The 14,611-nt window shown below is 62.2% G+C and carries 11 protein-coding genes and 3 pseudogenes; 12 read left to right on the top strand and 2 right to left on the bottom strand.

Going from position 1 to position 14,611, the window contains the following annotated elements:
- Window positions 1-21: 21 nt before the first annotated feature.
- On the bottom strand, window positions 22-816 hold the full coding sequence (locus GRI62_RS09690; protein WP_131453169.1) for a siderophore-interacting protein: 795 nt from the start codon (window positions 814-816) through the stop codon (window positions 22-24).
- A gap of 74 nt (window positions 817-890) precedes the next feature.
- Here GRI62_RS09690 and GRI62_RS09685 point away from each other — a divergent pair.
- The 5 genes and pseudogenes from GRI62_RS09685 to GRI62_RS09665 form a co-directional block, all read left to right on the top strand.
- A pseudogene (locus GRI62_RS09685) lies at window positions 891-1,292 on the top strand (DDE-type integrase/transposase/recombinase); the annotation flags it as partial.
- A gap of 328 nt (window positions 1,293-1,620) precedes the next feature.
- Window positions 1,621-2,337, top strand: coding sequence for an EAL domain-containing protein (locus GRI62_RS09680; RefSeq protein WP_199799922.1), 717 nt, complete (start codon window positions 1,621-1,623; stop codon window positions 2,335-2,337).
- A 466-nt stretch (window positions 2,338-2,803) separates the two neighbouring features.
- A pseudogene (locus GRI62_RS09675) lies at window positions 2,804-4,047 on the top strand (MFS transporter).
- Between the two features lie 84 nt (window positions 4,048-4,131).
- Entirely contained in the window at window positions 4,132-5,373 is a 1,242-nt protein-coding gene (locus tag GRI62_RS09670; protein ID WP_131453167.1) for a BCCT family transporter, read from the top strand.
- A gap of 58 nt (window positions 5,374-5,431) precedes the next feature.
- Window positions 5,432-5,596: pseudogene (locus GRI62_RS09665) on the top strand (IS6 family transposase); the annotation flags it as partial.
- Window positions 5,597-5,697: 101 nt separating this feature from the next.
- Here the strand turns inward: GRI62_RS09665 and GRI62_RS09660 are convergent.
- Entirely contained in the window at window positions 5,698-6,798 is a 1,101-nt protein-coding gene (locus GRI62_RS09660) for a sensor histidine kinase (protein ID WP_131453166.1), read from the bottom strand.
- A gap of 252 nt (window positions 6,799-7,050) precedes the next feature.
- Here GRI62_RS09660 and GRI62_RS09655 point away from each other — a divergent pair, with 252 nt between their 5' ends.
- From GRI62_RS09655 to GRI62_RS09625, 7 genes are all read left to right on the top strand, one after another.
- Window positions 7,051-8,799, top strand: coding sequence for an SLC13 family permease (locus tag GRI62_RS09655; RefSeq protein ID WP_131453165.1), 1,749 nt, complete (start codon window positions 7,051-7,053; stop codon window positions 8,797-8,799).
- 40 nt (window positions 8,800-8,839) lie between these two features.
- Window positions 8,840-9,286: an RrF2 family transcriptional regulator gene (locus GRI62_RS09650; protein ID WP_131453164.1), complete on the top strand. Its 447-nt coding sequence runs from the start codon at window positions 8,840-8,842 to the stop codon at window positions 9,284-9,286.
- A gap of 77 nt (window positions 9,287-9,363) precedes the next feature.
- Entirely contained in the window at window positions 9,364-10,398 is a 1,035-nt protein-coding gene (locus GRI62_RS09645; protein ID WP_131453163.1) for a sulfate ABC transporter substrate-binding protein, read from the top strand.
- On the top strand, window positions 10,398-11,300 hold the full coding sequence (gene cysT, locus GRI62_RS09640; protein WP_131453162.1) for a sulfate ABC transporter permease subunit CysT: 903 nt from the start codon (window positions 10,398-10,400) through the stop codon (window positions 11,298-11,300). Before GRI62_RS09645 ends, cysT begins: the two co-directional genes overlap by 1 nt.
- Window positions 11,297-12,145, top strand: a complete 849-nt coding sequence (gene cysW, locus GRI62_RS09635; protein ID WP_131453161.1) for a sulfate ABC transporter permease subunit CysW — start codon at window positions 11,297-11,299, stop codon at window positions 12,143-12,145. Before cysT ends, cysW begins: the two co-directional genes overlap by 4 nt.
- Window positions 12,142-13,194: a sulfate/molybdate ABC transporter ATP-binding protein gene (locus GRI62_RS09630; protein WP_199799921.1), complete on the top strand. Its 1,053-nt coding sequence runs from the start codon at window positions 12,142-12,144 to the stop codon at window positions 13,192-13,194. The genes cysW and GRI62_RS09630 overlap by 4 nt, the downstream gene beginning before the upstream one ends.
- A gap of 48 nt (window positions 13,195-13,242) precedes the next feature.
- On the top strand, window positions 13,243-14,604 hold the full coding sequence (locus tag GRI62_RS09625; RefSeq protein ID WP_160731855.1) for an alginate export family protein: 1,362 nt from the start codon (window positions 13,243-13,245) through the stop codon (window positions 14,602-14,604).
- The last annotated feature ends 7 nt before the right edge of the window (window positions 14,605-14,611 follow it).

Here is a 14,611-nt window from a genome sequence, read left to right as displayed (position 1 = left end):
AGAGGTAGAGCGGCGTCGCGCTTACTCCGCACGACCAGTGACGGCGGAGTTCGCGTCGTCGCGTTTGACGATCTTGTGGGCTTCCTCGGCCAGTCCGCTTTTCCAATAGCTGGATAGATAAAGTCGGTCCGAACCAAGCCCCCGCTCCTCGCGGAGATAGGCTCGCAGGCGGCGCATCCCTGAAAACTCGCACGCCGCCCAAGCGTAAAGGCGCCCCGCCGGCCAAGGAACGCTGCGTACCGCGTCTTCGAGCAATTCCGGTCGCGACCCCGGCACGGGATTGATCAGCCAGTGGATATCGATACCCGGCGGTGCGATCAGGTCCTGCCTGTCGGCCTCGTCGCGCACTTCGAGGAAAGCGGCGCCCCTGGCATCGTGAGCCAGAGATTCCAGATTGACGGCGATGGCTGGCAGCGCCGTCATGTCCCCTGCATTCAGAAAGTAATCGAACCCGGCCGGAAGAGGCTTCGCGGCTCCCGGCCCTCCGATCGCGATAGTATCGCCGGGCTGAGCGGCCAGCGCCCAACGCGTTGCTGGTCCCGCCTCGTCATGGGCATCGGCATGAAGGGCGAAGTCGACATCGAATTCCCCGTTCCGCTGATGCCGAATCGTGTAGGTTCGCACAATAGATCGCTCGGCGTCGCCGGCACCGTCCAGCAGCAGCTTCAGGTAACCGCCCGCCTGATTGGGAGGAAAGTCTACAAATTCGGGGCCTCCAAGCGTGATCCGCAACATAGAAGGGGACAGCTTACGTGCGTGGAGGACGGTCGCGTTTTTAGGATTGGGTCGGGCCAAGGATAATCTCTCGTGAAGCATGATCCTCTGATAATGCAAATGACTCGCATTTGCAAGTCAATGCTCTCTCAATGTCGCTTGGGGGGAAGCGAAACGACCAGGAGGGCGAGGTGCTAGAGAGCTACGTCACGAACACGAGGGACACGAAAGCTGCGCTGCGGTTCATGAAGAAGGCGCTGCGACGCCACGGCTCACCGACCGAGATCACGAGGGATGGCCCACGGTCCTACAAGGCAGCGATGACCGAACTGGGCAATGCTAATAAGCAGGAGGTGGGACGCTGGGTCAATAATCGGGTGGAGAATAGCCACCTGCGGTTCCGACGACGAGAGCGGGCGATGCTAAGAATCAGGCAGATGAAGTCGTTACAGAAATTCGCTTCGGTCCACGCCAACGTCCACAATCATTTCAATCTCGAACGCCATCTCATCGACCGACAAACCTATAAGACCCGTCGCTCGGTCGCCTTGGCCGAGTGGCAGGTCCTCATGGCCTAAAACATCGCGTGGGTCGGGCGATGTCTGCTCATAGGAAGGCGAGTTACGGTTAGACTGACAGCACCGTTCTTTAACATAAAAGACGAACCTCGAAGGCGCTTGAGCGAGTTTCCGCTCGCTTCACATCTCGCGGCGCGCCTTCCTCAGTGGGTTGGACACCTCAAGCAAAGATCTCTCTAGCCATGGCAATCTTCCAGTTGCCCTGCACCGGACATTAGCATTTGAAATTAAATGTTAAATTCTTCGAGCCATACTTTGGGTGAAAGAGAGACGATGCATGTCGTGTGTGGGCTGTCAGGATGGTGCGGGCTTCGAGGTCCCGATTACGATGGCTTTCCAACCCATCGTGGACGTTGAAAACCAGCAGGTCTTTGCGTACGAGGCGCTTGTAAGGGGGCAAGGCGGCCAGGGAGCAGCCGACATATTATCGCACATATCGGCCGACAACCGCTATAGCTTCGACCAGCTTTGCAGGAAGACTGCGATCGAGCTTGCAGCAACGTTGAATTTAAGCGCCGGCGGCGCCAACCTTTCCATCAACTTCCTTCCCAACGCGGTGTATGAACCACGGGCCTGTATTCGCGTAACGCTGGCGGCCGCGCTGCAAACAGGATTTCCGCTGAACCGCATCATCTTCGAATTCACCGAAGGCGAGGAGATTGACACCCGTCACATCCTCAATATCCTCAGATGTTACCGTTCGATGGGATTTAAGACGGCGATAGATGATTTTGGAGCTGGGTACGCCGGTCTGGGACTCCTGAGCAAGTTTCAACCTGACATTGTCAAACTCGACATGGACCTCGTTCGCGGCATCGATACCGATCGCGCAAAACGCACGATCGTTCGTCATACTTTAGCGATGCTGCGTGAATTCAACATCGAGCCGGTGTGCGAAGGTATCGAAACCGTTGGCGAATACGACGCTCTTCGCGATTTGGGGGTTTCGCTTCTACAGGGGTATTTGCTCGCAAAACCTGCGATCGCGGCACTGCCATCCGTCTCTTGGGTAAACCCCACTTTTGAGATGGCTCGAAGCGCCTAGCAGCACTTTCAAGGATAGGCGGCTGCCGCCTCGATTCCGTGTGCTATCTTAGGCCCGTGTCTGTCGCGACTGGTGCTCATGTCCGCAATTGAGATCGCTTCGCCACTGCAGGAGCGGCATCGTGTGGGGGGGAAGCGGACATTTGACCTGATGAGGTTAGCGTAGTTCTGACCTTCGTCATGACGATGGAATGCAGCAGTGCGGCCCATCTGCTTTAGCATCTGTGGCATTAGCCAAACGTAGTGCCCGTCAAACTCCCGATGGGACTAAGCGCTTTACTCGCTGTGATATCGGGCGTCGCGTTTTCGATCCGGCGTGGGGTGGGGGAGGGACGGCTCTGCCGTTGGGACAGGGTGGCGGTTGGAATGACAGCACCGGGTCAATCCCCCTACCAAGCGAGGAACGACAAGGACACGGGCTGGCGTGATTGCGCGGAACAGGCGCCCGGAATGACCATTTCTCCGCCATGTTGAAACCGGTTCTTCCCGTGCGCAGTCTGCTGGTCGCCATTTTCATGCTGATGGCAGGCGGTGGGTTCATGACCTCCTTCGTGGGGCTGCGATTGGAGGTGGCGGGTTACCGCGCGCCAGTGATCGGACTGGTAACCACGGCTTACTTCGTTGGACTGACGATTGACTCGCTGCGGGTAAACCGATTGATCGAACGCGTAGGGCACATTCGCACCTTTTCCGCAGTTGTATCGCTTCTGTCGGCCAGCACTCTCGCCTATTCGCTCGAACAGAATGCAATCCTGTGGGCGCTGCTGCGACTGATTGACGGTCTGTGCGTGGCGAGCGTCTATGTTTGCCTGGATAGCTGGTTGAACGAGCGGGCCGAGCCGGCAACGCGTGGCTCCCTCGCGGCCTATATGATCGCGCTCTATGCCGGCCAGGCGGTCGGTCAGTATCTGCTCAACCTTGATGGCGCCACGATGTTGCCGTTCGTCGTGGCCTCGTTGCTCTTTTCGCTCGCGGTGCTGCCGATTTCCCTGACGCGCATGGCGGGCCCGGTGCTGGCGAAGCAGACATCGCTTTCGATAAAGCGGCTCTATGTCGCCTCACCGTTGTGGCTGGTGGGCGTGGGGATCACCGGGCTGATGCTGGGTGCCTTCTACGGCCTTGGGACGGTCTATGCGCAGCGGCAAGGGATGTCCCTCCCGGACACTGCGTTGTTCATGAGCGTTGTCATCACCGGCGGCGTGGCATTGCAATGGCCGCTGGGCTGGCTATCGGACCGCTACGAGCGACGGGGGTCATCGTCGGCGCACTGTCCGGCGCGGCGGCGCTCGGCATTCTCCTGACGGCGACGCAAGCGACCGGCACCGCCTTGCTAGGCATGGGCGCTCTGTACGGCGGGGTCGCGTTCGCCCTCTACCCGCTTTGCGTGGCGCATACGAATGATCACCTGAGCGCAGATGAGCGCGTCGGCGCGAGCGGCGGCCTGGTGTTGGTCTATTCGGTTGGCGCGGCTGTTGGCCCGATGGCGGACTCGGTGGCGATGCTGCTGCTCGGCCCCGCAGGGTTGTTCGCCTGGATTGGGGCCTGTGCCGCAGCCGGGCTCGCTTTTGCTCTGTGGCGGTTGCAGCGCCGCCCGCCGGTGCCCGAGGAGGAGCAGCAACCACACCAGCACTTGCCCCGCACCACGCCGATGGTGGCGCAGCTGGATCCACTGGCACAGTCCAGAGCGCCGCGCGATGTCGAGGCGAATTGAACGATGGCCGCATCCAGGTAGTGTTCGGGCCACCAAGCGGCCGCTTGGCTTGACTACCGCCACGGCCAACGGACAGGAGCGCGAATGGCTGATCCAGTACTGATAGAAGCGGCTCCCGCCGCGCGCGCGCTCCGCATTAAGGTCAATGCACCCCTCTTCGTTACATCGGCTGCGCTGATCCTGGCCTTCGTGCTATTCGGCGCGCTGTTCCCCGAACAGGCGGAGCGATTGTTCACCACTGTTCAAGCCACCATCATCATCGGTTTCGGATGGTTCTACATACTCGCTGTCGCGGGGTTTCTGGTGTTCGTGCTGTTTCTGATGATCAGCCGCTACGGGAACATCAGGCTGGGTCCGGACGATTGCGAGGCCGAATACAGCTACATTTCTTGGTTCGCGATGCTGTTCAGGCTGCTGGTGCCCGTGCTGTTCACCTTCCTGTGGATGACCGTGTTCGGCAATACCGCGATCGCGCTGGACCTGAGCGGCGTTGCCCCGATCGCGCAAATCGTTGCCAACGACCTGCCAGTCGCCCTGTTCGAAACGCTTGCGAAGCTGCCTTTCTCAGGCATCGCTTCGGGCATCGCGACCCTGTTAATCATCACCTTCTTCGTAACATCCGCGGACTCGGGCGCTCTGGTCATCGACATGATCACCAATGGTGCGGCGGACGATCCGCCGGTATGGCAGCGCATCTTCTGGGCGCTGTGTGCCGGGCTGGTCGCCGCTGTGTTGCTGGTCGCGGGTGGGCTACAGGCTTTGCAGACGGCAGCCATCGCCAGCGCGCTGCCCTTAGCAGTAATCATGGTGTTCATGTGCTATGGCCTGCTCCGCGCGCTCCAGACGGAAAGTCTGAGCGCGCCGGTCGACTTGTCGATCGCGGCCTCGGCGCTTCCCGACGAGCCTGCGGGGCTGACCTGGCGACAGCGACTTGCCAGCATCACGCAATCGCATGACCGGACGGAGGTGACAGACTTTCTGGCGACGACGGTGTCCGGTGCGCTGACCGAGATGGCCCAGCAGATGCGCGACAATGGCCTGGTCCCGACCCTCGAACACGATGAAGAGCATCTTGTGCTGGAGGTCCCGCATGACGGGCACGGCACCTTCCGCTATACCGTGCGCGCCCGTGCCTATCGCGCGGCGAGCTTCGCCTATGTCGAAAGCCGCAAGAGCGAAGGCGCCAAACGGCAGCATTATCGCGCCATGGCGCACACATCCGAAGGCGACCAACCGCACGACCTGACCGGATTGACACGTGACCAGATCATCAATGACCTGCTCAACCGCTATGCCCGGTTCCGGCACACGCGGCGTCTGGCATGAGCGACGAAGGCTCTGTCAGAGCAAATGCACCGGTTGGTAATGGCTTGAGGTCAGGGCCATGCCCCGACCTCGCAAACCAGCCAGCCCATTCCGCTATTTCAATTCGTCACCTGAGGTGATCCGCCTGGTGGTGGTGATGTACGTTCGCTTTCCGCTGAGCTTGCGGAACGTGGAGGGCCTGCTGTTCGAGCACGGGATCTACAGCAGCCACGAGACGGTGCGCCACTCCAATTGAGGAATAAAATGAGACGGGTTCCTGCTTCTATTAAGTTGGAAGCAGAGCTTCCGCTATCGGGTCAAATTCCACCGCAGCCCGCCATCGGCTCAGTTCGCAGTGCTTGCGACTGCGCCGACCATTTTCAACTCCATTCCCCTTCCGCTTGCCCGCCATTGAGGCATCATACCCATCGATGAAGCGATGGAATGGATTACCCGTGTCCCCAGACCTGAATTTGTCGCCGCACGCTCGGCTTCTGTGGGGCCAGCGGTTCCGTCATCGCGGCAAACTAGGGTCAGTCGACCAGACCGGACTTCGATATCGACAGTGATCGAACCACTACTCGATCCGAAGGCATGCTTGGCGGAATTGGCAATGAACTCGTTCACGATAAGCACCAGCGAATTGGCCAGTCTCGGACCGACACGGTCATCGCTCACTGTTATAGCGAGTACAATTCCATCAGGCAGCAATTGCCGCAAATCGCTCTCTATACGCATGAACAGCGATTTCAGGCCGACAAGATCGTCGCCGTCTAGCTCGTGGAGTTCCGCATGGAGCGCTGACAGGGAACGAATACGGCCGCTCGCATCCTCAAGCGCACGCCGAACAGCCAGATCGGTCTCCCTCCGCGCTTTCATCGAGAGCAGCGCGCCGATCGAGGAGAGCGAATTTTTGACCCGGTGATCCACCTCTCGCCGCAGCGTCTGCTCCTGATCCAGTGCCAGTCGCAAATCGAGTTCACGCATAATATGGCGCGACAGGACCCGAAGAACTTTGCGCTGATGCTCTGACAATTCCCGTGGCTTATGGTCCAAGACACACAACGTACCTAGCGGGAGTCCGCTGGGTCCTTTGAGAACAGAGCCAGCGTAGAAGCGGAATCCCGGATCGCCGGTGCAGAGGGGATTATCCGCCATGCGCGCATCGTCGAGAGTGTCAGGTATTTCGATATAATCGCCCTGCAGTATCGCGTGGCCGCACAGGCTCGTTTCGAGTGGGGTTGACCTGACACCAAGCCCGACCTCCGCTTTGAACCATTGTCGACTATCATCAATGAAGTTGATGACCGACACCGGAGCTTCGCAGATTTCTGACGCAATCTCGACTAGCTCGTCGAATTCGCGCTCCTTGTCGGTGTCGAGAATGCCGTAGCGACGTAGCTCTCGCAGGCGATCATCTTCAAGCGGGTGCAACGCGGGCTTCATGCGCGTCGGTTAGCAACATCGCGCTGATTGCGGAAGCGATCTGACAGAACTGAATCGAGTGCGGCTAAACGACCGCCTAATCTCGCCTGCCATACGATTCCGGATCGACCGTTGCCGGGCTTTACAGGCCGGTCGAGTAAACGGCACAGTCTGACGATCTGACCCGGCCGGCTCTTTCAACAGCTGGCATGATAAATCGCAGCTTGCGCTTTCGCGTTTCCCCGAAATACCTTTGTCACTAGACTTCGCTCCATGACTGTCGATCAGACCTTCATCACCGTACTGCTGGCGGCCATGCTCATCGCTTTTGCAATGGAGCGTTGGCGTGTCGAAACCGTCGCGCTGGCAGGCCTCACCGTGGCCTACCTGGGGGGACTGGTGCCGGCGACTGCCGTCTTCACCGGCTTTGCAAGCCCCGCTGTAGTCACCGTGATCGAGATCCTTTTGATCGTCACCGTGCTCGCGCGCAGCAGCGTGATCGAGGAAGTGGTGCAGATCGTCGCGGCGCGTATTTCCTCCGAACGCGCGCTGATCGCGCTGCTGTGCTCGGTGGGCGCGCTCGTCTCGGTCTTCATGAACAATATCGGTGCGCTGGCGCTGCTGTTTCCCGTGTCGCTTTCGTTCGCGCAAAAACTGAACATGGCGCCGGGTCGCGTGCTGATGCCGCTCTCTTTTGCGACCCTGCTGGGCGGGATGTGCTCGCTGACCGGCACGCCGGCCAACCTGGTGGTGAACGAGTGGATGGTGACCGAGACGGGCCGTGGCCTCGCCTATTTCCAGCTAGGCGAGGTCGGCGGGCTGCTGGTGCTTGCTGGAATAGCCTGGCTGGTCCTGGCGACACCGCGTATTTTCGCGCGGCTCGGCGCAGCGGCGGACAGTGCGTCAGGCGTCGCGGCGGCCCCGGCAGACCTGCTGCAATTCGTTGCCCAGCGCACGATTACCGCCCGGTCGCGGCTGCCCGGGATGTCGTTGGCCCAGGCCGAGGAGGCAGGCAATTTTACAACGCACGGCGTTCTGCGCGGCGGCCGTCACCTCTTCGCCCGGCGCGATGCGATCGTGCTGCAGGAAGGGGACGACATTCTGATCGAGGGCACGGAAGCCGACCTCGCCGCGCTCGAGGCCAACGCGCGACTGGCAGGCATCCGCGCGGGCGATGAGCAAGAGGTGATGAAAGCCGTCGTCATGCCCGAGAGCCTGCTCGTCGGCTCCCGGGTGGAGGATGTCGAGCCGTTGTCCGGCGGGCAGGTCCGGGTGGATGGGCTCGCAAGCAGGCGGGGCCGGATAGAGGGGCGCTTCACAGACCTGCAGTTTTCCATGGGCGACGTGGTTGCGCTGGTCGGCCCTGGCGATGCCGTGCGCATGTTGGCGCGCGAGGCTGGCCTGCTGCTCCTTTCCTCGCGTCAGCAAACGGAACCAGTCGCACCGCGCGGGCTGGCTGCCGGGCTTTTCGTGCTTGGCGTCGCGGTGACCGCGCTCGGCCTCGCCCCGGTGGAGATTGCCTTCGGGGCGGTCGTGGTGGCGCTGGTTGCGACCGGCCTTCTCGACCTGCGCCGCGCACTGGCCGAGATCAATTGGCGTGTCATCATCCTGCTCGGCTGCATGATCCCCCTTGGCCTCGCAGTTGAGCAAACAGGGGCCGCGCGCGTGCTGGCCGATACGATCGCCGAAGGGCTTCCGGCGCAAGCCCCCATGCTTGTCATCGCGGCCGTGCTGGCTATGGGCATCGTCCTCACGCCCTTCATCGATAACGTATCCACCGCAGTGGTGCTGAGCCCCATCGCCGCCGAGTTGGCGGTGCGTACCGGCACGCCGATCGAGCCGCTGCTGATCGCCGTGGCGATCGGTGCATCGATCGATTTCCTCACCCCGTTCGGCCATCACAACAACGCCATGGTCATGGGTGCGGGCAATTACCGATTCGGCGATTTCTCGCGCCTCGGCGCACCGCTGACGGTTATCTGCTTTGTGGTCGCCTTGGTCGCGCTCCGGGCATTCTACTGAGCGTGTTGCAAAATCCACAGTTTGTAACTAGGCATTCGCGATGATTTCAAACAAGGCCCGCTATGCGTTCCGAGCGCTGCTCGCCATTGCGCAGGCGCCGGTCGGCGAGGCGCTGGCGAGCGCGGAGATCGCGCGCGCCTATGCTATCCCGCACAAGTATCTGGAACAGATCCTGCTGGACCTGCGCAAGGCCGGCATTCTTGAAAGTCGCCGCGGAAAGAGCGGAGGCTATGCCATGCTTCGGCCGGCAGATACGGTGACTTTCGGCGAGGTCCTGCGGCTGTTCGAAGGCCCGCTCGCGCCGTTGCCTTGCCTGTCGCGCCAGGCCTATCGCTCGTGCGAAGACTGCGTGGACGAGCGGAGCTGCGTGCTGCGGCGCGAGTTCGCGCGCGCCTACGATGCCAGTCGCACTGTACTCGACAGCCGGACCATCGCCGCCGCGCTGGAGGACGGTCTCAACGACGGGCTTGAGCGGCGCTCTGCGTAAACCTAGTTGACCGATAGGGATTGTTGGGTATTTATCCAGGTTGTCGCTCCTTGCGGCGAGTCTGGAGATTGTTTCCTATGCGCCTGTCCGCTTCGCTGGTTGTTGCCCCGCTCTTCGTTCTTGGCCTTTCGCTGTCGTCCTGCTCACAGGAAGGGGCGCGTGACGCGGGCGACGCTGCCCCCATCGAGTTGCTGAACGCCTCCTACGATCCCACCCGCGAACTGTACGAAGACATCAACACGATGTTCGCCGCCCGTTGGCGGGAGCAAACCGGCCAGGCCGTCACGATCAACATGAGCCACGGCGGATCCGGCAAGCAGGCCCGCGCCGTGATCGACGGGCTGGATGCCGACATCGCAACGTTGGCGCTCGGCTACGACATTGACGAAATCGCCGCCCAGTCCGACGCCCTGAGCGAAGACTGGCAGGCGCGCCTGCCGAACAATTCCTCGCCATATACATCGACCATCGTGTTCCTGGTTCGCGCGGGCAATCCCAAGAACATTCGCGACTGGGACGACCTCGTGCGTCCTGGGGTCGAGGTCATCACGCCCAACCCCAAGACCAGCGGCGGCGCGCGCTGGAACTTCCTGGCTGCCTGGGCCTACGGCCAGCAGACCTACGGCGGCGATCAAGGGGCGGAGCAGTTCGTCACGCGCCTGTTCCGCAACGTGCCCGTGCTCGACAGCGGTGCGCGCGGATCGACCACCACCTTCTCCGAACGGGGCATCGGCGACGTGCTTCTTGCCTGGGAGAACGAGGCCTTTCTCGCCCGGCAGGAATTGGGTGAGGGCGAGTTCGACATCGTCATCCCCTCGATCTCGATCCTGGCAGAACCGCCGGTTGCCGTGCTCGACGGCAATGCCCGCCGCCATGGCACGCAGGAGGTGGCGCAGGCCTACCTCGAATTTCTCTACACGCCAGAGGCGCAGGACGCGATCGGGCGGCACTTCTATCGTCCCACCGGCGAGGCGGCGCGGGCCAAATATGCCAATCAGTTTCCTGACGTGCCGATGGTCACCATCGCCGACTTCGGCGGCTGGCAGGCGGCGCAGCAGCGGTTCTTCGCCGACGGCGGCGTGTTCGACCGTATTTTCGAGCAGCCACGCTGATGGCCAGCCTCGCGCCCGGGGCTGTGACGAGCGAACAGGATCTCGCATTCCGGTCGCCGCTGCGTAGCAAAAAGGCTTCGCGCGCCCGACGTTCGATCATCCCGGGTTTCGGGCTGACGATGGGCGTCACGATCGGCTGGCTCTCGCTGATCGTGCTGATTCCGCTGTCGTTGATCTTCGTGCGATCGGCGGGGATGGGCTGGGAGGCCTTCGCGGCCGCCGCCTTTTCGCCACGGGCCATCGCCGCCTACAAGGTCAGCTTCGGCACGGCGCTCGCCGCCGCATTGGTGAACGCGGTGTTCGGCCTGCTGATCGCTTGGGTATTCACCCGTTACAGCTTTCCCTTCAAGCGCGTGCTCGATGCTTTGATCGACCTGCCGTTCGCCCTGCCCACCGCGGTCGCAGGCATCGCCCTGACCGCGATCTATGCCGACAACGGCTGGATCGGCGCCTACCTGTCCTCGCTGGGCATCCAGGCCGCCTACAACCCCATCGGCATCACCATCGCGCTGATCTTTATTGGCCTGCCTTTCATCGTGCGCTCGGTCCAACCGGTGCTCGCCGACCTCAGCGTGGACGTCGAGGAGGCCGCGCTCTCGCTCGGCGCAGCGCCCTGGCAGGTTTTCGCGCGGGTGATCTTCCCGGCTATCATGCCCGCCCTACTGACCGGCTTCGCATTGGCGCTGGCCCGCGGCGTGGGCGAGTACGGATCGGTCATCTTCATCGCCGGCAACATGCCATTCCGGTCCGAAATCGGTCCGTTGCTGATCGTCACCCAGCTTGAACAGTACAACATCGACGGGGCGACCGCGATCGCGCTGGTAATGCTGCTCATCTCGTTCTCGATGCTGCTGTTCATCAACGTTGTGCAGGCCTGGAGCCGGCACAGGATGGGCGTATGAGCGTCGTCGCCGCCGCCCCCACCCGCCCGCTCACCCCCGGCGCGATCGGCCTGATCGCGCTGGCACTGGGCTTCCTCCTGGTCTTCCTGCTGCTCCCGCTCATCGTCGTCTTCGCTGAGGCGCTGTCGACGGGGATTGGCCCCTTCATGCAGGCGCTGGGCGAGCCCGATGCGATCTCCGCCATCAAGCTGACATTGCTGGTGGCCACCATTTCCGTGCCGCTCAACGTCGTGTTTGGCGTGGCCGCCAGCTGGGCCATCGCCAAATTCACCTTTCCAGGCCGCAGCGTGCTCGTCACCTTCATCGACCTGCCCTTCTCGGTCTCGCCGGTCGTGGCAGGCCTTGTCTACATCCTGCTGTTCGGAGTGCACGGCCTGCTCGGACCGGTTTTGCGCGAATACGACATCCAGATCATTTTCGCCGTCCCCGGCATCGTGTTGGCGACGGTCTTCGTGACCTTCCCCTTCGTTGCGCGCGAATTGATCCCGTTGATGCAGGAGCAGGGGCGCGACGATGAGGAGGCGGCGCTTTCGCTGGGGGCGAGCGGCTTCCAGACCTTCTGGCATGTCACGCTGCCCAATATCCGCTGGGGCCTGCTGTACGGCGTGCTGCTGTGCAACGCGCGCGCAATGGGCGAGTTCGGCGCGGTCTCGGTCGTTTCCGGTCATCTGCGCGGCCTTACCAATACCATGCCGCTTCACGTCGAGATTCTCTACAACGAATACAACTTCGTCGCCGCCTTTGCGGTCGCCTCGCTCCTCGCCATGCTCGCGCTTGTCACCCTGGTTCTCAAGTCCGCGCTCGAATGGCGCCTGTCCTCCAGCCACAAGGGAACCGTGCTTTGATCACGCTCGAGAACATAACCAAGCGCTTCGGGGATTTTGACGCGCTGAAGGGGATCGACTTGTCGGTACAGGATGGGGAGTTCCTCGCCCTGCTTGGCCCCTCGGGGTCGGGCAAGACGACGCTGCTGCGCATCATCGCAGGGCTCGCCTTTCCCGATCGGGGCAGAGTCCTGTTCGGTGGCAACGATGTGACTCAACTCGCTGTCGCCCAGCGCGAGGTGGGTTTCGTATTCCAGCAATACGCGCTGTTCCGGCACATGAGCGTGGTCGACAATGTCGGCTTCGGCCTTTCCGTGCGTCCGCGCCGCCTGCGCCCGAGCAAGACCGAGATACGCAAGCGAGCGATGGAGTTGCTCGACCTCGTCCAGCTTGGCGACCTTGGCGACCGCTTCCCCGGCCAGCTTTCCGGCGGCCAGCGCCAGCGCGTGGCGCTCGCCAGGGCCTTGGCGGTCGAGCCGCGGCTGCTGCTGCTGGACGAACCCTTCGGCGCACTCGACGCCAAAGTTCGCAAGGACCTGCGCCGCTGGCTGCGCCATTTGCACGAGCAGATGGGACTGACCTCGATCTTCGTCACCCATGACCAGGAAGAAGCGCTGGAACTGGCGGACCGTGTCGCGGTGATGGACCACGGGGTTATCGAACAGGTCGGCACACCCGAGCAGATCTACATGCACCCACATTCCAGCTTCGTGTCGGACTTCGTCGGCGATACCAACAGCCTCGAAGTCGAGCTGGTTGACGGCGAGGCGCACTTCCACGGGCGCCCCGTCTATACCCATATCGGCGCCGCCCCTCATGGGCGCGCTCGGCTGGACTTTCGTCCGCACGATGTCGCGCTCTGCGATGACAGCCCCGGCTGCCTGCCGCTGATCGTCGACACAGCCTATCGAAAGGGCGGGGTCTGGCGGGTGGAAGGAAGTCTCGGCGGCAACGCGCAACCGATCGAGGTCGACATCGACAGCCAACACCCAATGCCCGCCTGCGGCCAACGCTTGGCGCTGCGTATCGAGCGAGCGCAGGTTTTCCCCCTCGATCAGCTCGCCGCCTGACCTGCCTCTTACTGGAAGGATTTGACCATGCTTGAGCGCTTTGCCGGAATGACCGTTCTTGCCCTGTTCATCGCAACCTCGCCCGCCTGCGCCCAGGAGGCCGATACCGATGCGCCGTTCAATCTACAGGACGCGATAGGCAGCCCCGAGGGCCTGACAATCAGCGGCAGCGCGCGCATTCGCTACGAGGTGCTGGGCAACCAGTTCCGCCCCGGCCTCGACGAGAACGACGACCTCGTCACCATGCGCTTTACCCTTGCCGCCGAATATGATGCAGGTCCGGTGCGCATCGGCGGCGAGTTGTTCGACGCGCGGGCCTATGGCGGTGACGAGGGCAGTTCGGTGAACAACGGCGACGTGAATGCACTGGAACTGGTCCAGGCCTATGTCGGCGCCGATCTCGGCGATGTGCTGGGTGAAGGGTCGACGACATCACTGACCGCGGGGCGATTCACCATGGACCTGGGTTCGCGCCGCCTTGTGGGTCGCAACAACTTCCGCAACGCCACCAACGCCTTTACCGGCGTGCGGCTGGATGTGGCGGGAACCGACAGTCGATCGGTGACCGCCTTTTACACGTTTCCGCAACAGCGCCTGCCCGCGGATAAGGCCGGTGTGCTGGATAACGAGGTGCGCTGGGACCACGAGGGCGACGATCTCGTCTTCTGGGGTCTGTTCGGGACCACCCCGGTCGCGGGTCACACGCTGGAGGCCTACGTCTACGGCCTCGACGAGGATGACCGGGGCAGCGTCTCGACCCGCGACAGGCAGCTTACCACGCCGGGATTCCGGTTTCTGCGAGCGCCGCGCGCCGGGCACCTCGATTATCAGATCGAATATGCCTATCAGTTCGGAGAAAGAAGCGTCACCACCGCGGCCGGCTCGCCGGTGCAGGACGTATCGGCGCATTTCCTCCACCTCGACGCAGGTTATCGCCTCGATGTCCCGTGGCAGCCACGCATCGCAGCCGTCTGGGACTACGCCACAGGCGACGGGACGGGCGGCGACTTCGGCCGTTTCGACAGCCTCTACGGCCCGCGCCGTTCGGACTATGGGCCTACCGGCATCTACGGTCCGCTGGGGCGCAACAACCTGTCGGCGATCGGAATGGACTTCGAATTCAAGCCCTCTGCCCGGCTCGACGGCTTCGTGAAGTACCGCGCAGCCTTCCTGGATTCTGCCACTGACAGTTTCGCCAACACCGGAGTACGCGATGCGTCCGGACTGTCAGGCACATTTGGCGGGAACCAGCTGGAAGGCCGCCTGCGGTACTGGTTCGTGCCCGATTTTCTGCGCCTCGATACAGGCGCGTCGGTCCTTATCAACGGCCGTTTCCTTAGCGATGCGCCCAATGCCAATGGTTTCGGGGATCCTGTCTACGGTTATGTCGACCTGACCGCGACATTCTGACGACTCA

The sequence above is a fragment of the Aurantiacibacter arachoides genome (assembly GCF_009827335.1).
GTDB lineage: Bacteria > Pseudomonadota > Alphaproteobacteria > Sphingomonadales > Sphingomonadaceae > Alteraurantiacibacter > Alteraurantiacibacter arachoides.
The sequence above is the reverse complement of the archived record's forward strand: the minus strand, read 5'-3'. Positions and strand labels throughout refer to the sequence as shown.

What these genes read in the sequence shown, in the direction of transcription:
- GRI62_RS09690 (WP_131453169.1), bottom strand. Translation starts at nt 816, where the DNA reads ATGCTTCACGAGAGATTATCCTTGGCCCGACCCAATCCTAAAAACGCG.
- GRI62_RS09680 (WP_199799922.1), top strand. Translation starts at nt 1,621, where the DNA reads ATGGCTTTCCAACCCATCGTGGACGTTGAAAACCAGCAGGTCTTTGCG.
- GRI62_RS09670 (WP_131453167.1), top strand. Translation starts at nt 4,132, where the DNA reads ATGGCTGATCCAGTACTGATAGAAGCGGCTCCCGCCGCGCGCGCGCTC.
- GRI62_RS09660 (WP_131453166.1), bottom strand. Translation starts at nt 6,798, where the DNA reads ATGAAGCCCGCGTTGCACCCGCTTGAAGATGATCGCCTGCGAGAGCTA.
- GRI62_RS09655 (WP_131453165.1), top strand. Translation starts at nt 7,051, where the DNA reads ATGACTGTCGATCAGACCTTCATCACCGTACTGCTGGCGGCCATGCTC.
- GRI62_RS09650 (WP_131453164.1), top strand. Translation starts at nt 8,840, where the DNA reads ATGATTTCAAACAAGGCCCGCTATGCGTTCCGAGCGCTGCTCGCCATT.
- GRI62_RS09645 (WP_131453163.1), top strand. Translation starts at nt 9,364, where the DNA reads ATGCGCCTGTCCGCTTCGCTGGTTGTTGCCCCGCTCTTCGTTCTTGGC.
- cysT (WP_131453162.1), top strand. Translation starts at nt 10,398, where the DNA reads ATGGCCAGCCTCGCGCCCGGGGCTGTGACGAGCGAACAGGATCTCGCA.
- cysW (WP_131453161.1), top strand. Translation starts at nt 11,297, where the DNA reads ATGAGCGTCGTCGCCGCCGCCCCCACCCGCCCGCTCACCCCCGGCGCG.
- GRI62_RS09625 (WP_160731855.1), top strand. Translation starts at nt 13,243, where the DNA reads ATGACCGTTCTTGCCCTGTTCATCGCAACCTCGCCCGCCTGCGCCCAG.